The sequence below is a fragment of the Bacteroides sp. OM05-10AA genome, assembly GCF_003439055.1.
In the GTDB taxonomy this organism is placed as follows: Bacteria; Bacteroidota; Bacteroidia; order Bacteroidales; family Bacteroidaceae; genus Bacteroides; species Bacteroides intestinigallinarum.
The window spans coordinates 129,899-150,469 of record NZ_QSUR01000006.1 but is presented as its reverse complement, the minus strand read 5'-3'; the positions used below and the strand labels follow the sequence as shown (position 1 = coordinate 150,469).

Below are 20,571 nucleotides of genomic sequence, written 5' to 3'. Positions count from 1 at the left end.
ACTTAGAATTTTAGCTGCACTCCAATATTGATAGTCCGTTGAAGGGGATACGCATTCCATGACAATTCCGGGTCCCATTCTTTAAAAGGACTCCACACAGCCAGGTTATCCCCATTGATATAAACACGGCAGTACGGAAAACTATATCCGAGTTCAAGGGTCTTGAAACGGATAAAACGTCCGTTGTGCATCCAGTAGGTGCTGTTGACAGAGTTGTTTGCCACTTGACTGTCAGTAATACCTAATCGTGGAAATTTCGCATCCGGATTCGGATTGGCTTCGCTCCAGTAGTCGTTGGCGATAAACTGCATCACGTTTCGATCACCGGTCGAAGCATCACCGCGAAATGGCATAATGCCTGATACCATGATTGTCCGTTGGGCAGAACCATTGAAAAACATTCCGAAATCGAAAGATTTATATGTCACGTCTAGCCCGATTCCATACTGAATGCGCGGCACGTTGCCATATTGCGAAATCATAACCTGATCTTTTGAATTTATTTTGCCATCACCGTTCACATCGCGATATTTGATATCACCTGGCATTACCGTACTTCCCAATTCATCCTGCGAAGGGCTCATTTCTATATCCGCCTGGTCTTTGAATAACCCTTCGGCAATGTATCCTATCGTATTACTCAAGGGTTTACCAGTTTCCGACTGCCACACGTAAGGGTAATCCGGTTCATCTTTGTAGATGTATTTATTCTTGTTGTATGTCAAATTGAAACGCAGGTCCATATTTAAATCATTGGTGATTTTCTTTCGCCAATTGACAGCCAGCTCGATGCCTCGATTGTCTACTTTACCAATGTTACTCCATGGCACAGCATTAGCGTATCCCAGTAGTCTTGGAAAAGAACCTCGTTTGAGAAGGATGCGATCTCGTTTGTCATGAAAATAGTCGAAAACAATATTAAGCTGGTTGAATAGATTCATGTCTATACCGATATCGAACTTTTTCACTCTTTCCCAATGTGCATTTCTGACAGCATAATATGAAACGCTGGGTCCTTTGGCGACAACACTTCCATCAGGTCCGGTTCCATAACTCAAATCGTCGAGCTTTATATCATTTATATAGAGAAAGTGGGCAGCTCCCGCACTTTTTCCCGTATCATCGCTGCCTACCAGTCCATAAGATCCCCGGAGCTTGAGGAAAGACACAATTGAACGCAGTGGAGTCCAGAAATCCTCGTTACTGATAACCCAGCCTAAAGATATGGCGGGAAATAGCTCGAACCGTTCTCCTTCTGCCAGACGTTCCGTTCCGTTATAACCGCAATTTATTTCGGCCAGATATTTCTGGTCGTAATCGTAGGTGATACGGGCAGATAATCCTTGGTTACGGTTGGGTAATACGCTGGATCTGTATTCACGCATCATATACATCAACATTCCCGATACGGCATGTCGGCCAAACTGCCTGCTGTAATTGATGCGTCCGTCCATATAAAAGGTATTGTCCTGGTAGCGCTCTATATCCGACTGGGATATATATTCAGATCCCGAAGTCAGTTGCTCCAATGCATAAAGGTCGGGCGAATCGACATTCCAACTACCATCCTGTACGCGATAGTAATAGGGAGCAAGTGATTTGGTATAAGATGAGTTTGAATAGTTTTTCCAGTTGACCAGAATAGAGGCGGAAAGTCCCTTTGTCACAAAATCAAAGTTCTGATTAATACGGACAGAGGTGTTGATGGTATTATGATTGGATCCTCTGAAATTATTTATCATATATGCATAAGGGTTGTTATACATCGAATTTCCACTAAGCATTGCCCCTCCGAAACGTATATGCTTGTCACCTTCTTCTGCCGGAAAAGATGCCGGAAATGCCACCGGATTGGTGTTGTAGGTAAGATAGAACAGGTCGGAAGTCGAAAAAGACGGTCCTTTGGCATATCCTATCTGGTCGTTCATGCGTAGCTCGACAGTGGTTGTCGGAGTCATTTTATAGGATATGTTACTTTGGAAAATGTACTCCCATCTGTTGATGTTCGTATCAAAAGAGTAACGCTTGGGGGAGTTGAGCATGCCGCTATCATGATTTGCTTGCAAACTCATGTAATAGGTAACCTTCGAACTACCTCCCTGTACATTAATGTTTGCCCGTTGATTCATGGTCGAGTTTTTGAAAAGCAGGTCATACCAATCCACGTTCGGATAAACATACGGATTGATTCCGCTCCTTGTATATTCTATGACGTCATCCGAATATTTGGGTGTTGCGCTTGGAGTACGAGTCACCAAGGCTTCATTGTACATATTCATAAACGTAGGGCCATCGACGAATTTCAACGTGTTTGCCGGCCTTAGAAAAGAGTTTTCGAACGTGATATTTATTTGTGCCCGCGTGTTTTCCATACCGTCTTTCGTTTTGATAAGCAGCACTCCATTAGCACCGCGAGCGCCATAAATAGCAGTTGCCGATGCATCCTTCAGGATTGAAAAGCTGGCGATCGATTCGGTAGGGATATTATTAAGGTCGCCACTCGAAATTTCGATATCATCCATCAGAATTAAAGGTGTTGCACGTCCCCCGAATGTTCCGATTCCCCTGATATAGAAATCGGATACGGAACCCGGTTCTCCACTGGTGGTCATCGATACCACCCCTGCCAGCTTTCCCGTAAGATTATTGGTCAGTGAAGAACTCGGTGCACGCAATTCTACACCTTTTACAGTAGAAATAGCACCGGTTACGGATACTTTTTTCTGTGTGCCGGCTCCTACCACCACCACTTCATCCAGCACCTCGTTGTCCGATTGCATTTTCACTTTCAAAACTCCCAAATCGCCTACACTCAATACCTGCTGTTTGTATCCGATATAAGAAAATGTTAACTCTGTATTATTTGAAACCTCTATTGAAAACTTACCATCTAAATCTGTAATTGTTCCTGTTCCCGGAGAATCTTTTACAGAAATACTGACCCCCACCAAAGGATCGCTGGAAGAAGCATCCGTAACGGTTCCTACCAATTTGCGCTTTTGTTGTTTTGAATCCTGCGGACGTTGCTGTGTAGGCAACTCTTCTCTTTTCAGAGAAATCTGCCGGTCTTTAATTTCATACCGGACATCTGTATTCTTAAATAACTGATCGAGAATAACGGTTATCGGTTGGTCCTTTACAGACAAACTGACTATACGTTTCGTATCAATCGCTTTGCTATAATAGAAAAAGATAAATTCACTGTTTTTTTCTATATAATCAAGCACTTCCTTAACGGTTTTATTCCGCATTTCAATCGTTAAATTTTTCTGTTGAGCATACGCTCCTATGTTCACCGCATAAGAGTGTAAAGAAAGAAAACAAACACTAAAAAGAAATAATATGCGAGCCATTCTCACCCTTGTAAGAAATATGCTACTGGTATTTTTCATATATTTACAACGTTTTTAAGAAATTAAACAATAAAATGTTGTTTGATTTTTCGGCTGGATGATACTGCAATTATCATTCAGCCTTCTTTTTAAGGACTTTTGTTTCTCATAATATTACGTATAAAGGTTTAACAATAAATGAACTATACTTATTTCTTCCTCACATATATTTTATCACCCACTTCTTTATATTCTATGGGGGCAGAATAAGATATAGTATGTAAGACGTCTTCAAGTTTATCTTTTAAATCCAGCTTTCCGGAAACCTGCATTCTCTCCACCTCCGTATCCAATACGAATTCTTTGCCGTAGTATAGATTTAATTTTCTAAAGACCTTATCCAAAGAATCGTCCGTGTACATTAGAATATTCTTTATCCAACAGATATAAGGCTCAACATCTACATTTTGAGGAGTGTCCAGTTGGTCGCTATGAATGTTAACCAGTTGTCCCGGAGCGAGTTTGACCTGTTGCCGATTGTGGCTTTTTATATTCACACTTCCTTCCACCAACACCACGGAAGACGTTTTCTCCGATGAATATGCCGATATATTGAATGAAGTACCTAATACCTGTACTTGAAAATCTTTAGTTCTCACTATGAAGGGGGCCTTCTCATTGCGGCGTACATCGAGGAACACTTCTCCTTCAACATAAATTTCACGCTGGTCTCTTTCAAAATGAGTTGGATAAATCACCCGTGTTCCTGAATTTACCCATAGATGAGTTCCGTCTGATAAAGTCAATTGAGTCCTTTTCCCTTTAGGAGTTATCAGCTGGTTGAATTCGGGCTTCTTCTTTTGTGGCTGAATCTGGTTGACTGTATCAGAGTTGACCACCACCAAACCATTCTGCGAATAAATGATATTTGCATCGGTATCACTCACCTCTATATTCTTTTCTCCCGGTATCAACAATAGAATATCTTCTTGTAATGGAGCTGCCTGCATTTTCAATGCGAAATCGGCTAAGGCGCTGTCGTCTGCATGGTAATAAGAGATGAACTGTTTACCCAGCCAAAACATACATAGCAGGATTGCGGCAGCTGATGAGTAAGTTGCCGCATAAAGTAATCGTCGATGCAACTTTTTCTTTTTGGTTGCATGGATTTGTTTTTCGATAAGTCTCCATGATTCATCCAGTTCGGTCGTTGAGACATTTCTCTCCTGTTTCCGAACATGTAGAATTACTTTGCGTATTACCTGATGTATATTTGCTTTCTTGCCTTCCATTTTTTTGCTTTTATATTTAAAACGGGAGAAAAGAAAAAGTCTACTCACTTTTCTTTCATTTTTTTGCAGAAAAAGAATTCTTCAGTAAATTGAGGGAACCGGACAAAGGAAATAGTAGCGTTTAAGAAAGAAAAAAAGGAAGGAAAAAGAGATATTCTTTTAAGGTCATTTTAGAGCGAAGGCTGGTCAGTGTGCGGGATACTAAATTCATGGCAGATTGAGGATTAATCTCCAGGACGGCTGCAACTTCTCTATAGGATAAGCCTTTAATGTAACGAAGATAAATCGCCATCCGTTGATTCTCGGACAGTTGTTTATAAGCCTCTTGCAGATTTTTAATCATTTGTATATCTTCATCATTATCCTTAAATAAAACTTCCAGTGAGGTGTCTTCTATCGTTAAGTCGAAGGGAAGCGCATTGATATCTTCGGTGGATTTTAAAGATGAAAGTTTATCGAATATAAGGTTTTTCAAAGAAGTCAGCAGATAGGAACGTACATAATCGGTGGGAGACAAACGGGTGCTGCTGCAAAGTTTCACGAAAAGATCCTGAATGCAGTCTTTAACAAATTCTTCATCTGAAACATATTTGAGTCCAAAATTCAATAGAAGCTCGTAATGTCTCTTATACAATACCTCTAATGGCTTCGTGTCACCTTTCAACATGATGTTCCATAAGGTGATGTCTTTCATATTATAATAAGATTCCCGTTGCACTGAAATATATTAGTTTGCGGCAAAAGTAACAAAAAAACTTCTCGAAACAAGGTTTATCCGGAGATTTTCCCGTAACCTAACTCTATGATAGTAAAAGAATTGTAAAAGGGTTTCATTGCAGTATGCTTTCTTTGTTACGATCATGTTTGTTCTTTGAAAAATGATAAAACTTAATCTTTTATATTAGTAACTGTGGTTACTGTAACCACAGTTACAAAGATGTTTATTCTGAAGGGAACAGTAAACTTTTTCTTTCTTTTATAAATTCTTTACCCTCCCCAATTAAAAAAATTATGATCGTTCTTATTGATTTATACCTGTTTTATTGTCAAACTGTCAGGATTATATTTAAGTGTGTGAATATCAATATTATATCACCTGATAATAGATGCTGATAATAGGCTGACAATAAAATATATCTACTTTTACTGTCAGCCTTATTTTTATCTCTTATGATACCTTTAATAACTTGATAGACAATAACTTTATGGGTGTATTCCGAAATAATACTGCATTTTTCTAATAGCTTTCCAAAGTGATATCCTTTCATTAATATACCTATATAGTTTCGCTAACATGCCTGTATAGTTCCTCTAGAGTGTCGGTATTGTTCCACTAAAGTACCGGTATCTTTAGTTCGTCACAGCCGTGGTAACTTCTTCTCACAGCCGTGACGAATTCCTACCACGGCCGTGGGAAGAAGTTACCACGGCCGTGGGGAGTTAACAATACCTACACTTTAATGAAACAATACCTGCTTGGTAAGTGAAAGATACCGGCTATGTAGCATTCATTTAATAAGGGCGTATTCATTTTATAAAGCGTATGTGTTCCTTATGCCGATGATATTGTTACTGTAGACAATGATAGTCTTCAGTAGTTTATAAAATGGATCAAGCTGGGAATTAAGTCAGAGTATATCGACACATTGGAACGAATCTTATAATCTTGCTCCAAAGGGATCAAAGAACAGGCTGACAATAGAAGTTCTAATTTTTTATTGTCAGCCTATTGTCATGGCTTATTGTCAGCATGTAAACCGATGATAATCATTATACTATCGGGAAAAAACTTTAGCTGACAATAAGAATCATTAAATTTATATGTAATCTTCTTCTGTCCTGTCTATAAATGCCATGGGAAGAATAAAAAGCTCTAATGGGCGGATAATTGGGAAATTATTCTGGGCTAAGCACCTGCTACTGATAATTAGTGTTAAAATCAGTATTGAAAGTTGATGCAAATAGTTTGAAAGTTGTATAAAATGTGTATTTTTACAAAAGTTATATACGGGTTGAAAAAATAAACGTGTATAGTTAGCAAACAAGCAATCCATAATAATAAAATAGCGATGAAGAAAATCTGTTTTTATTCTTTTATCTTGGGAGCTTTACTAATAAGTAGCTGTTCCAATGATTCTATGAGTGAGCAACCATCCGGCAACGGAGAAGAACTTCCTACCGTATCGAAAATCACATCAGTTTTCAGCAATGGTACCAATATGAGTGTTGGAAATAATCAAAGTGGTACACGTGGAGGAGGTACTTTGACTGTAGGTGAAGAGGAAACACTTTGTGCCAAATACGATGTGGCAGCCGGATTCCAATCGAATGGTACGGTACCCTATATTAAAGTGTCAGTACACGTTTATGAAGAATGTGCCAGTGAGTGTGAAAAACTACGTCTGACATTTAAGGGGGTAGAAGACCTTGTATGCAAAACCGATGATTTTGCTATCCGTTCTACAGATGGAACTTTTCTTGACGGTTGCTTTGGTGTCGATGATGAAGGCAACAAAATTAACGAATATAAATACGGCAACTTGTCGGTTTCCGGTAATCTTGATATCATTATCGGTGGTCTTGACAACCTTTATGGAGGTAATAAGCAGGGGGGGAGTGAAGAACCTGTGATTAATACTTTCGAAGTATGGATTTGGCCACAGAACACTGTGGGGCATACATGGACCGAAGTGGAGCTTAAAGCTTTGGCTGACAGTCACGACCCGTTGATGTGTGTGAAACCCAGTACTCCTGAAGATTCTCATCCGGGCAAAGATATGGGAGAAATTATTTGGGCTGAAGAGAACATCGATGGTTATTATGCTTGGGGTGAGATTTTTACAGGAAAAACCATTGACCATCCGGGAGACGATGAGAATACTTCATTTACGTATAATGGCGTAACTTATAAGAACGATGCTTCTTATTATCCATACGCTAACAAATCCTGCAAGAACTACTATAATTATAATGATTACCGTTATTTTGCCGGTACGCTTAAATTGACAAAATATCAGTGGACGGAAGGCAAAGTATCGCAGGACGGAAAGACGCGTCTTGACCCTGCAGATGATGTAGCTGTAATGCGTTGGGGAAATGGATGGCGTATGCCGACCAGTGCCGAAATGGATGACTTGTTTAATGGTCCGAATACAATGTGTGTACAGGGTAAAACTAAAGTTCGCCGGTATAATCATGAAACAGGTGAATCTTATGATGTAGAGGATGTGGATGCGTGGATGGTGACTTCAACAATTACCAATAATACTATCATACTTCCTAAAACCGGATATTATGGTAGCAATGAAAAAACGGATTCGGATAAAAGTACCACTATCAAAGAACTTGATGATAATTGGTGGCCTTATTCAGGATTATATTATTGGACAAGTGATTTATCTACGCAAATTCAACAATCTTCTAGTAATAAGGACAAGCGTTATGGAGGTTTTCTCTTTGGTGCCGGTGAGAAGCTCGGATGGTGTGATGAAAGTCTTGCTACAATGGGCTTCGACTACGCTCAATTGAATGGCTATGATCGTTGCTTTGGATTTAAAATTCGTCCTGTGAAGGACAAGTAGAAGTTTATAACTAATTAATGAGAAAGGGGTGTGTCAATGCGGCACACCTTTTTTTGTAGTTCACCCGGTATGGATATGGCTTCATTCCACGACCATATCAAGTATAATTGGATTTCAGCTCGGAAATGAATTTGAACAGGAACTTATCTATGTATTTGGAATATTTTCGACTTTTCTCTGGCACAGAAATCGGCTAAATGCTTTTTCGTAAAAACAGATAATACAGCCGCGTGTATGACTATACCTTAATAAGGTTCATATCGTTTATCTTTTATATTTTTACCAAATCTCTCGAAGTTGTGCGAATTATTATTATTTTTGCCTCACATAATTTCTAAACAATAATTAAATTATTTATTCGTATGAAAAAGGCCTTATTATTATTCGCTTTAGTAGCGATAAGTGCGGTGAGTATCAATGCTCAAGACAATCTGAAATGGGGTGTGATGGCAGGTATGAATGTTAGTAAATACACCATTACAGGTTTTGACAGTAGGATAGGCTTTCACGCAGGTGTTAAAGCAGAGTTGGGATTGTCGCAGGATGCGAATGGTAGTGGTGCCTATATGGACTTCGCTGCATTGCTTACATTGAAAGGTGCTAAAATTGATGGAGGATCAGTTGCGAGCATAAAATTTAATCCGTACTATTTAGAAGTACCGATACGTGTCGGGTATAAATATGCCGTCAATGATGATTTTTCGTTATTTGGTAGTGTAGGTCCTTATATGGCTGTCGGGCTGTTTGGAAAAGCAAAATTGAAAGTGGACGGTGATATTGCAGATATTGCGGAATTAGGAGATAACTCCATGTCCGAAGATATATTTGGAGACGATGGTCTAAAACGATTCGACTTCGGTCTTGGACTGAAAGCCGGAGTTGAGTTCAGTAAGAAATATCAAGTTGCCATCAGTTATGATTTTGGACTCGTTGAAGTGGCAAAAGATTTAGGAATGAAGAATAGGAACCTGATGATCTCATTAGGATATATGTTCTAAAACCGATTCAGATGGAAGGTTCGTCCTGTAAAGGATAAGTAGCAGTTGACAACTAAGGAAAATAGTAGCTACGGTTGGAAAGAAAAGGGAGCCTTGCTTACTATATTAAGCATGTTTTTGCTATATTTGTGCAATATAAAGAGCATATTTTATGGAAAAACGAATAATAAAGGCAATTATAGCCGAGCGTCAGCAAGAAATTAGTAAGATTCAGCTGGTTGAAAGACCGATATATTTTGAGGAGCAGGCGAATTATGTTCTGGTTGGTATTCGTCGTGCGGGTAAGTCTTATCAAATGTATCAGGATATACAGAATCTTGTAAGATTGGGTAAAGTGACTTTTGAAGACTGTCTTTATGTTAATTTTGAGGATGAGCGTATCTCTTCTATTGAGGCTTCAGAGCTAGGACTTCTGTTGGAGTGTTATGCTGAAATGTATGATAACCGTAAGCCTTTGGTATACCTTGATGAGATTCAGAATATTGACGGATGGGAAAAGTTTGCTCGTAGACTGGCTGATTCTAAATATAGGGTTTTCATTACCGGAAGTAATGCGCGAATGCTTAGTAGGGATATTGCCACTACTTTAGGCGGACGATATATCATACGGGAAGTATTTCCCTTTTCATTTGCAGAGTATCTAACTTTTCATCAGATTCACTTGAAGACAAACTGGGAATTTGAACCGGAACAACGGTTGGAAGTCATTAAGCAGTTCAATACCTATTTTCATTTCGGTGGATTTGCCGAAACGTTCTCTTTGATAGATAAACGGGAATGGATTAATTCACTATATCAAAAGATTTTGCTGGGAGATATTATAGCACGCAACGAAATTCGCAATAGCGGCGCTATCCGGCTATTGGCAAAGAAGCTTGCCGAAAGTGTCATGCAGCCAACCACGCAGACACGACTATTGCATATTGTAAAATCTTCTGGTAGTGGTATCAGCCGTAATACATTGGCAGATTATCTCACTTATATGAATGATGTTTATTTGACTTTTAACATCCCCAATTTTACAGATTCAGTAGCTGAACGTATGTCTAGCTGTAAAAGGTATTTTTATGATAACGGGTTGCTTAGTAATTTTCTGATAAATGCCGAAACTAAACTATTGGAGAATATCGTTGCTGTAAATTTAATAGAGCGATATGGAAAAGAAGAAGATAGAGTGTTCTTTTATAATAAGGGTATTGAGGTGGACTTTTATATTCCTGATGAAGGAATGGCCATACAAGTATCATATAGCATTGATGATCCGATGACCCGGGAACGGGAGGTCAGGGCTTTATATAAAATGTCGGAAGTTTTTGGCTTAAAAAAGATTTTTATCATTACTTGGGATGAAGAAAGGACCATTTCAGGGAATGGGTTGGATATAGAAGTCGTGCCGGTTTGGAAATGGCTGTTGCGGTATTGCTGACATTGAAAGGTGCTGAAACTGATTTTGCAACTTTGTTGCATGAATCATTTGCTACCTTTGCATCAACTAAATGATGAATGTTATGGGACATTGTAGTTGTGGCGCTCATTCATGCGCAGCAGAAAAAAAGGTTGATGCAAAGGTTTCGGTATTCCATGAATATGGGAAAGTGATATTTTCTCTCCTGCTTCTGGCAGGTGGAATAATTATGAATGCTCTCGATTTAGCATTCTTCCGTGAAGGATCTGTTGCCTTGATATGGTATATCGTGGCCTATCTTCCGGTAGGAATTCCAGTGATGAAAGAAGCCTGGGAAAGTATCAGGGAAAAAGACTATTTCAGTGAGTTCACTCTAATGATTATAGCTACTTTGGGAGCTTTCTATATTGGTGAATATCCGGAAGGAGTAGCCGTGATGTTATTCTATACAATAGGAGAACTGTTTCAAGATAAAGCGGTAGATAAAGCCAAACGTAATATCGGAGCCTTATTGGATGTAAGACCCGAAAAAGCATTAGTGCTCCGGGAAGGCAATCTTGTTATTGAAAGCCCTAAAAAGATAAAAGTCGGTGAAGTTATAGAAATAAAGGCAGGTGAACGGGTACCATTGGATGGAACCATGCTGAATGAAGTGGCTGCCTTCAATACAGCCGCATTAACGGGGGAAAGCGTTCCTCGTAATATTCGGAAAGGTGAAGAAGTACTTGCCGGAATGATTGTAACCGATAAGGTTATCCGGCTCGAGGTAACGAGACCTTTTGATAAGAGCGCACTTGCCCGAATATTGGAACTTGTTCAGAATGCTTCCGAACGTAAGGCTCCGGCTGAATTGTTTATTCGTAAGTTTGCGCGCATTTATACACCTATAGTTATAGCGCTTGCAGTATTAATTGTTTTGTGTCCGTTTGTCTATTCACTTATTAATCCTCCATTTGTATTTGCATTTAATGATTGGCTATACAGGGCTTTGGTCTTTCTGGTGATTTCGTGTCCCTGTGCATTGGTGGTTAGTATTCCGTTGGGCTACTTTGGGGGAATTGGAGCGGCATCCCGGTTGGGAATTTTATTCAAGGGTGGTAATTATCTGGATGCTATCACTAAGATCAATACAGTGGTATTCGATAAAACAGGAACCCTGACAAAAGGAACCTTTGAGGTACAGGCCTGTAAAAGTGCAGGTGAGGTTTCGGAAGAAGAATTAGTGAAACTGGTTGCTTCGGTAGAAAGTGATAGTACTCATCCGATTGCCAAGGCTGTTGTGAATTATGCGAAAGAACAAAATATTGAACGTGTAGCTGTTACCGGTACAAAAGAATTTGCCGGCTATGGTTTGGAAGCAACGATAGACGGGACTACGGTTCTGGTCGGTAATTGCCGGTTACTGTCTAAGTTTGATATATCCTATCCGGAAGAACTGTTGGAAATAACGGATACCATCGTAGTCTGTGCTGTTGGAAACCGTTATGCAGGTTATCTGCTGCTGGCTGATGCCTTGAAAGAGGACGCAAAGGTAGCTATTGACAATTTAAAAGCTTTAAATATTGAAAACATCCAGATACTATCCGGTGATAAACAGAGTATTGTTACTAACTTTGCAGAAAAGCTCGGTATATCGAAAGCTTATGGTGACCTGTTGCCGGAAGGAAAAGTGAATCATCTGGAAGAGTTGCGGCAGGATGAGGCAAACCGGATTGCATTTGTCGGTGATGGAATGAATGATGCGCCGGTGCTCGCTCTAAGTCATGTTGGCATTGCTATGGGCGGACTGGGTAGTGATGCGGCTATTGAAACAGCCGATGTCGTGATACAGACAGACCAGCCGTCAAAGGTAGCCGAAGCTATAAAGGTAGGTAAACTGACACGAAGAATCATCTGGCAGAACGTGTCACTGGCATTTGGAGTGAAATTACTTGTATTGATTCTGGGAGCCGGTGGAATTGCTACTCTTTGGGAAGCTGTCTTTGCAGATGTGGGTGTTGCGCTACTTGCCATTATGAATGCTGTCAGAATACAGAAAATGATAAAATAGGAGAAAGATGGAAGAAGATATTTATTTGGATAAGTTGGACAGAAGAGGTATCAAGCCAACTGCCATAAGACTTCTGGTGATAAAAGCGATGATGCAGGCAGAGCGTGCGGTGTCGTTGCTTGATTTGGAAACACTGCTCGATACAGTCGATAAATCGACTATATCCCGAACAATCGCTCTTTTCTTGTCTCATCATCTTATACATAGCATAGATGATGGAAGCGGCTCTTTGAAGTATGCTGTTTGCGACAATTCTTGCAATTGTGTGGTGCAGGATTTACATTCGCATTTTTATTGTGAGAAATGTCATCGCACCTTCTGCCTGGAAGGTACACATATCCCGGTGATTGATTTGCCTAAAGGATTTACTTTGCATAGCATTAATTATGTTCTCAAAGGAATTTGTCAGGAATGTTCTTCTCCAAAATAAGAAATCGACAGTGGTTATATAGTAGAGAGTCTGAATCTGTTTGTTAATTTTGGACATAATAATCACTATTTTTTATGACTTAAGCGCCTAAAATCCCAGTTTAGGCGCTTTCTTTATTTTAATCATTTTTTTATTCTATAAAATATCCTCACCTTTGTGGGGTAATTGGGGTTTGGCAGTATTTTATGGGAAATATATGAATAGTGAAAGGCGATAGTAAAAACACGCTAATAAAACATTTTAAATACATTAAGATATGACTAGAAAATTATTCTATTTAATTCCTTGCCTGATGATGGCAATGGTGACATTTACAGGGTGTGGTGATGACAATAATGACAATGATGGCCCGACAGGTGGTGTATTATCCGCTGAAAAGAGCAAAGAAAAATTGAGTGAAATCGGACAGAATTTGATTAATTTGGTGAACGCTGACGATCATAAACAGTTGGCACAAGTGGGAGATTACTTCTCTGAAATAGTCGGCTCATTGGAAATCCGGGAGAAAGCAAATGTACAGCAAATGGTGCACTCCTTAGTGGCTGCTTCACAGGGTGATATGGCTAAGGTGTATGCGATGGCGGCTGTTAATAATGAAATGTATCAGGCTAGTGATTATTATGGTATTTATACTTATAATAAAAGCACTGATGAGTGGGGGTATGCCGCATCTAGCACAGAACTTGCATTGAAGTTTGATTATAAAAATCAAGCGGCTGAAATAAAAATTGCAGCTACCGGTAGCACAACAGATTTTACTTATGACGATGTTACTGTGAAAATTCCTGCTAAACTTACTGCTACCATCAAACTGGGATCAACTACTTTGACTTCTTTTGAAATTACTACGGCAAATGTAAGCAGCTCTCCAAGAAAGGCTGATATTACAGTAAATATAGATGCTAGCGGTTACAAGATATCTACTTCGGTAAGTGCAACACCGCAGGCTGTGAAAGCTAACTATTCGATCAATATAAAAGGAACAGAAGCCATCAAAGGCGAAGCTTATCTGAATGGCAGCAATATGACAGCGGACGAAGGTTCGAATGAGAATATAGGAGATCGTTTTAAAGATGCGCGTGCAGTGATGAATATAATGGGCGAAGCTGCTATCGTTATGCAATGCAGCAGTTATAAGGAATTGGCTCATGAACTTGAACAAGTTGAAGACCAGTATGATAATCCTACCGAAATGTGGGGCCAATCTCATGGAGCTGCACAAGCTACTGCAAATGTATATAAGAAGTATCTTAATGGAAGCCTGACATTTGGAGGAAGCGATGAGGCTTCTGCCACTCTGGCATTCCAGCCTTATATTGACTACTCATATACAGATGGTCAAGGGGTGAAACATGAATACTGGGATACAGAACCTCTGTTGCAGTTTGAAGATGAATCCCTGATTAGTTTTGAAGATTATTTTGATGCTGCTTCCGGACCGTTTAAATCGTTGGCTGACAGCTTCGATGCATTGGTTAGAAGTTTTGAAGGATTCGTAGAATAAGAATGGGGTATAGATTAGATAGATGCGAATAAATTGACGAGGACCGAGGAGGGGAATAATTCTCTTCTTCGGCCTTTTTTTATAAGTAAAGTGAGTTGAGTGCGATAAGAAATATATTGCTATTGTTTGCGGCGATGGGGAGTATAAGTGTATATGCCCAAGCGGACGTGCGTGGTGATGATACGATTCGAACCGATTCTATTTGGAGAATTCAGGAAGTGGAAGTGGTAGCTTCCAAGAAATCACCTGCATTGCAACGTAGTGCAAAGGGAGATTGGAAGCTTGATCCGAATGCGGTAAACTTCATGCCTCGTATGCTGGGAGACAGCGACCCGATAAAAGCTTTTCAGCTGTTACCGGGAGTGACTACTGCCGGCGAACTGAATGGCGGACTTTATGTGCATGGCAGCGAACCGGGACATAATCTGATATGTATAGACGGTGTGCCTGTGTATAACTCTTCGCATCTGCTAGGCTTCTTCTCTATATTCAATAATGACCATTTTTCTTCTTTCTCACTGAATAAGTCTTACCAACCGGCAGACCGTGGTGGAAGATTAGCGGCAGTAGTAGAGATGACTCCCCGTGATTCGGTGGTGCAGCGGGCAAGCGTGTCCGGTAATGTCGGTATATTGGCTTCGAGAATCACCGGTGGAATACCGGTAACTCCCAATAGTGCTATTTATCTATCTGCGAGAGTCACTTATGTAAATCCGATTATCTCTTTGATAGAGGGAGGTTTTGAGGATAACACAAGACTGCGTTATGGCTTTCAGGATTATAATCTTACTTATGTGTGGAAACTGAATCCTAAAAACAAAATAGTACTGAACAGCTATGTCGGCAATGATTTGTTGAAACTGAAAGAACATCAGTATCAGGTAGATTTCAATATGCAGTGGCTCAACGGAATTGCTTCTTTGAAGTGGGAACGTAGCTGCAACGAAAAGACGTTGTTGACACAAAGAATCTATATGACGCATTACCGTACCAATCTGCGAGCAAACCAGAATACACTACGTATGAAAATGCCTTCCCGATTGACCGATTTCGGATATATGGGAAATGTAGACTGGCGGTTGGGGACATGGAAAATGAAGTCAGGCGGAAATTTCATACATCATATACTTCATCCGCAATACCCTGAATCGGTGAATATATTCGAAGGTATCAATGCCGGAAATCCCGGTAGATACGAAATGGAAGAGTTTGCTGTGTATACCGAAGCGGAGAAAAAATGGGGGAAATTGACGATGAATATGGGATTGCGTTATAGTGGCAGCATACAGGGTGATTATTATAATGGAGGAGCCGAACCACGTATTCGTCTGGAATACGAATTGCCGGGGAACAGAGTATTGAGCTTTTCCTACCAATTGAACAGGCAATATATGAATCAGATTACGGTATCGAGTGCCGGATTGCCTATTGATTTTTGGATGCCTTCGACGAAAGATATATCAGGGCAGAAAGTTCATTCATTAGATGTCTCTTTCTCACAGCCGCTTCGGAATGGAGATTATGAATTGTTGGTGGAAGGGTACTATCGGAAACTGTCTCATCAAACGATATTCAACGGTGGATTGTTAGATATGTTTAATCAGACATACCGGATAGAAGACCATGTACTGACGGGAAAAGGGCGGAATTACGGAGTAGAACTGATGTTGCGGAAAAGCAGGGGACGATGGAATGGCTGGATTGGTTATACGCTTGCCTGGGCTGATCGGCAATTTCCGGAATTGAGAGAAGGAAATATATTTCCTGCCAAATATGACCGTAGGCATAATTTGAACGCGATGATTCATTACACGTTGGATAATCATTGGGATTTTGCGATGACATTTGTGTATGCTTCGGGTAATGCGGTAACATATCCGAGGGCCATGTATATGATAGGCGAGAATGCAGTTTGTGTATACGATGAGTATAACAGCAGCCGCATGCCGGCTTATCACAGAATGGACTTGTCGGTGAACTACTGGTTGGGGCATACAAAAAAGAATTGCATCAATTTGTCGCTTTATAATGCTTATATGAGACATAATCCGGTTTTTGTGCAAGTAGGCGTCAAGCCTTCAGAAGATAAATCCGGTTTGCTGATTAAGAAAAAAAATATGTCTCTTTATAGCTTATTGCCTTCAGTCAGTTATATATTTAAATTTTGAAGATGTTGAAAGCTTTTTTATATGGTTGGATAATAATTCTGGTTGCAGTCTTTACGTCATGTGATCCTGACTGGGACTTTGACAGTGACTATGAATCGGAGGTTGTGGTGGAAGGTGGTATCACAGCGGACGGATTTGCAAAAGTGTATCTGTCACAAAGTAAAATCCTGAATAGTACATGGGATAGTATAGCGCTTTCCAAATTGCCTATAATGAGCGCTAAAGTAACTGTTAGCGATGGAAGTCGGACTGAAATTCTGGTGGGAAGGGTAGATAAGGGCAGGTTGCCATATTTTGTCTATACAGGTTCGCAAATCAGAGGGGAAGTGGGAAAGCTGTATACGCTGACTATTATATACCGGGGAAAAGAAATAACAGCGCGTACTACCATTCCTAAACCAATTTTGCTGGATAGCATACGCTTGCAGCCTACAGAGGGATGTGATACGCTTTATCAGGCTACTGCATACTTCAATGACCCGGCTGGTGAAGCCAACTATTATAAAATCTTCACTCAGGTAGAAGAGAAAGATGAGGATTATTATAATGCATTTATGGGTACGTTTTCGGATGAAATATTAGTGCCTCCTGTTGCAAAGGCGGAGGTTTACCGGGGATTCCGGCATACGGAACTCAACAAGTATACTCCTTTCTTTACTCCTGGTGAAAAGGTGGGTATTTGTTTTTCCCAGATAACGGAAGAAGGCTTCCGCTTTTGGAGTCAATATGAGAATGAGGTAATCAATAGTGCTAATCCAGTGTTTCCCAATACTACCAATTTGCCCGGTAATATAGATGGAGGACTGGGTATCTGGATGGGGTATGGAACTGCGGTTTATCATGTTGAAGTGAAGAATACCTGTTATTATTATAAGCATTGATGAATTGTTTTATTTTCCCTGAAATGGAATAAAGAAAGGCCGAAACCCGAGACGATGAAAAGATCGTCAGGTTTCGGCCTTCTGCTTTCGCTAATATTGTTTGATTAGTCAATATTGGGATTCAATGCGTGCCAGTCTTTAATGGCTGGGATGATCCCCATTTCAATCACTTCATCACGAAGTTTGCATAAATGCTCGTAGCTCTTTTCCAATTCTTCCTGTTCGGCAGGAGTTCCGGCTACTTCTTTATAAGTGACGCCGTCTTTAGTTATTGAAGTTTCCATCGCCATCATGATATGGTCGAACTTACCGTTAGAAACATACGTTCCGGCAGGCCAGCGGAAAGGTTGTCCACCCATAGCAGCGGCAATCATTTCGATAGAAAGATAAGCCGGGCTTTGGAAAGAAGAACGACCGCGCAGGTCGATAATATGCTTACCACCTTGGATGACACGTACTTTCAGTGCTTCCCAATCTGCTAATGGAAGGCGGGTAGTGCCGATGAAATCGGTCAAAGGTTCTCCTTTTATTTTGGTTGTAGATGCGAATACAGCCATTTGTTCACCATGACCACCATACGTACGGCAATTCTGAATGTCGGAAGCCGGGATATGGAAGAATTTCACCAGTTCGTTTTGCAGACGGGTGCTGTCTAGGGCAGCCAGTGTAGAAACTTGAGAGGGTTTCAAACCTGAATACAACAAAGTAATCAGTCCGGTGATGTCTGCAGGATTAAAGATCACAACGATATGTTTTACGTTCGGGCAATATTGATGAACATCTTTACCGAATTGAGCGGCAATTTCTGCATTTCCCTTCAGCAAATCTTCACGGGTCATACCTGCTTTACGGGCAGCTCCACCGGAAGAGACAATGTAAGAAGCTCCTGTCAGTGCTTCTTTGATATCGGAAGTAAATGTAAGGTTGACACCTTCAAAACCGCAGTGATACAATTCTTCAGCTACTCCTTCCAGAGCCGGAGCAAATGGATCATACAGGCAAATATTCGGAGTGAGTCTCATCATCATGGCTGTTTGTGCCATATTGGAGCCGATCATTCCGGCAGCTCCTACAATCGTAAGTTTCTCGTTGGTTAGAAATTCCATAAGTTTATATGTTTAAAGGTGAATAATCTACTTTTTCTTTTTGTCGCTACAAAGTTAACATATTAGAAAGCAGATTGTTCATTGCAAATAGTTTTGCCTGATAACGAAAAGTTATGGCTGACTGTTTGAGGGATCTATTCAAAATAGATTATCTTTGTGTCTTATTACAATAAATAGATAAGAATATGAGCATCGAATTAGGTAAGTTCAATCAGCTTGAAGTCGTGAAAGAAGTAGATTTCGGCGTATATCTCGATGGTGAGGAAGAAGGTGAGATTTTGTTGCCTACCCGCTATGTGCCCGAGGACTGTAAGATAGGAGATTTTTTGAACGTGTTTCTTTATCTGGATATGGATGAGAGACTGATTGCTACGACGCTGACTCCGTTGGTGCAGGTAGGTCAGTTTGCCTGTCTGGAAGTCTCCTGGGTGAATCAATATGGAGCTTTCCTGAACTGGGGATTGATGAAAGACCTGTTCGTTCCGTTCAGTGAGCAGAAGATGAAAATGCAGGTTGGACGGAAATATGTGGTTCATACGCATTTGGATGAAGAGAGTTATCGTATTGTGGCTTCAGCAAAGGTGGAACGTTATCTGTCGAAAGAAAAGCCGGAATATGCTCCGGAAGCAGAAGTGAATATCCTTATCTGGCAGAAGACGGACTTGGGCTTTAAAGCGATTATAGATAATAAGTATAGCGGTTTGTTGTATGAAAATGAAATATTCTGTCCGTTGGAGACAGGGATGGAGATGAAAGCTTTTGTGAAACAGGTGCGTGAAGATGGTAAGGTAGACCTGATTCTTCAGAAACCCGGTTTTGAAAAGATTGACGATTTTTCGAAAACGCTGTTCGACTATATCAAAGCGCATGGAGGACGAATCTACTTGAATGATAAAAGTCCTGCGGAAGATATTTATGACACATTTGGCGTCAGCAAGAAAACCTTTAAGAAAGGAGTGGGCGACTTATATAAGAAACGTCTGATTACCCTGCATGAGGATGGAATTGCTTTGGCGGATTCCTAAACAGAATAGGGATTTCCCTACATACGAATAGAGAGAATCATTGGGGTGGGGAGTTTCCTCACCCTATTTTTGTGGTATCAGATTAAAGATATAAATAATAAAAACTAGATAAGCTATGCGTAAGATTATAATAAGTTTCTGCATCCTGTTCGCTGCCCTTTCCTTACAAGCGCAGTCTGTTAACGGAATCCGTATCGATGGTGGGAATACTCCGATTCTTGTTTACCTGGGAGGGAACCAGATATGTTTACCCACTACTACCTGCTTTATAGCCAATTTAAATCCCGGACATTATACTGTTGAAGTGTATGCCACCCGCTTTACCCGTGCGGGAGAGCGAGTATGGAAAGGAGAAAAATTATATAAAGATTTCGTTTATTTTGATGGGAGAGGAGTGAAAGAAATATGGGTAGACGGACGTGATAACATACGCCCGGAAAGACCCGGCCGTCCCGAACAGGGAGAACATCGTCCAGGATATGGTTACAACAGGGTGATGAACGATCAGCTCTTCCAAACGTTTTATAAAGAGATGAAGAATGAGCCTTTTAAAGATGACCGTATGAAGTTGCTCAATGCTGCATTGGCTGGATCTGATTTCACATCTGCCCAATGTCTCCAACTGACCAAACTATATACATTCGATGATGATCGGATGGAGATTATGAAGATCATGTATCCCCGGATTGTAGATAAGGAAGCTTTCTTTACGGTGATTAATACCCTGACATTTAGCTCCAGCAAGGAAAAGATGAAGGATTTTATGATAGGGTACGGTAAACGTTGATACTATTAACTA

The 20,571-nt window shown here is 40.4% G+C and carries 14 protein-coding genes; 10 read left to right on the top strand and 4 right to left on the bottom strand.

All coding sequences use genetic code 11. The features are described 5' to 3' along the window. Positions 1 to 2: 2 nt before the first annotated feature. The 3 genes from DXB58_RS06575 to DXB58_RS06565 all read right to left on the bottom strand — a co-directional run bounded on the left by DXB58_RS06575 (position 3) and on the right by DXB58_RS06565 (position 5,318). Positions 3 to 3,392 carry a TonB-dependent receptor gene (locus DXB58_RS06575; RefSeq protein ID WP_122136290.1) on the bottom strand — a complete coding sequence of 1,130 codons (3,390 nt, stop codon included), beginning with the start codon at positions 3,390 to 3,392 and terminating at the stop codon, positions 3 to 5. Positions 3,393 to 3,541: 149 nt separating this feature from the next. Next, positions 3,542 to 4,624 carry a FecR family protein gene (locus tag DXB58_RS06570; RefSeq protein WP_122136289.1) on the bottom strand — a complete coding sequence of 361 codons (1,083 nt, stop codon included), beginning with the start codon at positions 4,622 to 4,624 and terminating at the stop codon, positions 3,542 to 3,544. A gap of 121 nt (positions 4,625 to 4,745) precedes the next feature. After that, positions 4,746 to 5,318 (bottom strand): RNA polymerase sigma factor, encoded by a 573-nt coding sequence (locus tag DXB58_RS06565; protein WP_004296222.1) that lies wholly within the window; start codon positions 5,316 to 5,318, stop codon positions 4,746 to 4,748. A 1,375-nt stretch (positions 5,319 to 6,693) separates the two neighbouring features. Between DXB58_RS06565 and DXB58_RS06555 the strand changes: the two genes are divergently transcribed. The 8 genes from DXB58_RS06555 to DXB58_RS06520 all read left to right on the top strand — a co-directional run bounded on the left by DXB58_RS06555 (position 6,694) and on the right by DXB58_RS06520 (position 17,641). Then, positions 6,694 to 8,205, top strand: a complete 1,512-nt coding sequence (locus tag DXB58_RS06555; RefSeq protein WP_122136287.1) for a hypothetical protein — start codon at positions 6,694 to 6,696, stop codon at positions 8,203 to 8,205. A 362-nt stretch (positions 8,206 to 8,567) separates the two neighbouring features. Continuing rightward, positions 8,568 to 9,203 (top strand): porin family protein, encoded by a 636-nt coding sequence (locus DXB58_RS06550; RefSeq protein ID WP_122136286.1) that lies wholly within the window; start codon positions 8,568 to 8,570, stop codon positions 9,201 to 9,203. A gap of 151 nt (positions 9,204 to 9,354) precedes the next feature. After that, positions 9,355 to 10,629: an ATP-binding protein gene (locus DXB58_RS06545; protein WP_122136285.1), complete on the top strand. Its 1,275-nt coding sequence runs from the start codon at positions 9,355 to 9,357 to the stop codon at positions 10,627 to 10,629. An 82-nt stretch (positions 10,630 to 10,711) separates the two neighbouring features. Continuing rightward, positions 10,712 to 12,658, top strand: coding sequence for a heavy metal translocating P-type ATPase (locus tag DXB58_RS06540; protein ID WP_199487929.1), 1,947 nt, complete (start codon positions 10,712 to 10,714; stop codon positions 12,656 to 12,658). Between the two features lie 7 nt (positions 12,659 to 12,665). Beyond that, positions 12,666 to 13,088, top strand: coding sequence for a Fur family transcriptional regulator (locus DXB58_RS06535; protein ID WP_122136283.1), 423 nt, complete (start codon positions 12,666 to 12,668; stop codon positions 13,086 to 13,088). A 256-nt stretch (positions 13,089 to 13,344) separates the two neighbouring features. Then, positions 13,345 to 14,592 (top strand): hypothetical protein, encoded by a 1,248-nt coding sequence (locus tag DXB58_RS06530; RefSeq protein WP_122136282.1) that lies wholly within the window; start codon positions 13,345 to 13,347, stop codon positions 14,590 to 14,592. A 134-nt stretch (positions 14,593 to 14,726) separates the two neighbouring features. Next, the gene (locus DXB58_RS06525; protein WP_122136281.1) at positions 14,727 to 16,760 is read left to right on the top strand and encodes a TonB-dependent siderophore receptor; all 2,034 of its coding nucleotides are present in this window, start codon (positions 14,727 to 14,729) and stop codon (positions 16,758 to 16,760) included. Between the two features lie 2 nt (positions 16,761 to 16,762). Continuing rightward, the gene (locus DXB58_RS06520; protein ID WP_122136280.1) at positions 16,763 to 17,641 is read left to right on the top strand and encodes a DUF4249 family protein; all 879 of its coding nucleotides are present in this window, start codon (positions 16,763 to 16,765) and stop codon (positions 17,639 to 17,641) included. Between the two features lie 104 nt (positions 17,642 to 17,745). On the opposite strand, the gene DXB58_RS06515 is transcribed toward DXB58_RS06520, so the two are convergent. Then, positions 17,746 to 18,747, bottom strand: coding sequence for a malate dehydrogenase (locus DXB58_RS06515; protein WP_117936764.1), 1,002 nt, complete (start codon positions 18,745 to 18,747; stop codon positions 17,746 to 17,748). Positions 18,748 to 18,932: 185 nt separating this feature from the next. Here DXB58_RS06515 and DXB58_RS06510 point away from each other — a divergent pair, with 185 nt between their 5' ends. Further along, positions 18,933 to 19,772: a S1 RNA-binding domain-containing protein gene (locus DXB58_RS06510; RefSeq protein WP_122136279.1), complete on the top strand. Its 840-nt coding sequence runs from the start codon at positions 18,933 to 18,935 to the stop codon at positions 19,770 to 19,772. A gap of 115 nt (positions 19,773 to 19,887) precedes the next feature. Further along, entirely contained in the window at positions 19,888 to 20,559 is a 672-nt protein-coding gene (locus tag DXB58_RS06505; RefSeq protein WP_122136278.1) for a DUF4476 domain-containing protein, read from the top strand. Positions 20,560 to 20,571: the final 12 nt, after the last annotated feature.

Bases quoted from the DNA above. Each gene is read 5' to 3' on its own strand.
- DXB58_RS06575 (WP_122136290.1), bottom strand. From the start codon at position 3,392: ATGAAAAATACCAGTAGCATATTTCTTACAAGGGTGAGAATGGCTCGC.
- DXB58_RS06545 (WP_122136285.1), top strand. From the start codon at position 9,355: ATGGAAAAACGAATAATAAAGGCAATTATAGCCGAGCGTCAGCAAGAA.
- DXB58_RS06525 (WP_122136281.1), top strand. From the start codon at position 14,727: ATGGGGAGTATAAGTGTATATGCCCAAGCGGACGTGCGTGGTGATGAT.
- DXB58_RS06565 (WP_004296222.1), bottom strand. From the start codon at position 5,318: ATGAAAGACATCACCTTATGGAACATCATGTTGAAAGGTGACACGAAG.
- DXB58_RS06550 (WP_122136286.1), top strand. From the start codon at position 8,568: ATGAAAAAGGCCTTATTATTATTCGCTTTAGTAGCGATAAGTGCGGTG.
- DXB58_RS06535 (WP_122136283.1), top strand. From the start codon at position 12,666: ATGGAAGAAGATATTTATTTGGATAAGTTGGACAGAAGAGGTATCAAG.
- DXB58_RS06540 (WP_199487929.1), top strand. From the start codon at position 10,712: ATGGGACATTGTAGTTGTGGCGCTCATTCATGCGCAGCAGAAAAAAAG.
- DXB58_RS06530 (WP_122136282.1), top strand. From the start codon at position 13,345: ATGACTAGAAAATTATTCTATTTAATTCCTTGCCTGATGATGGCAATG.
- DXB58_RS06570 (WP_122136289.1), bottom strand. From the start codon at position 4,624: ATGGAAGGCAAGAAAGCAAATATACATCAGGTAATACGCAAAGTAATT.
- DXB58_RS06555 (WP_122136287.1), top strand. From the start codon at position 6,694: ATGAAGAAAATCTGTTTTTATTCTTTTATCTTGGGAGCTTTACTAATA.
- DXB58_RS06515 (WP_117936764.1), bottom strand. From the start codon at position 18,747: ATGGAATTTCTAACCAACGAGAAACTTACGATTGTAGGAGCTGCCGGA.
- DXB58_RS06505 (WP_122136278.1), top strand. From the start codon at position 19,888: ATGCGTAAGATTATAATAAGTTTCTGCATCCTGTTCGCTGCCCTTTCC.
- DXB58_RS06510 (WP_122136279.1), top strand. From the start codon at position 18,933: ATGAGCATCGAATTAGGTAAGTTCAATCAGCTTGAAGTCGTGAAAGAA.
- DXB58_RS06520 (WP_122136280.1), top strand. From the start codon at position 16,763: ATGTTGAAAGCTTTTTTATATGGTTGGATAATAATTCTGGTTGCAGTC.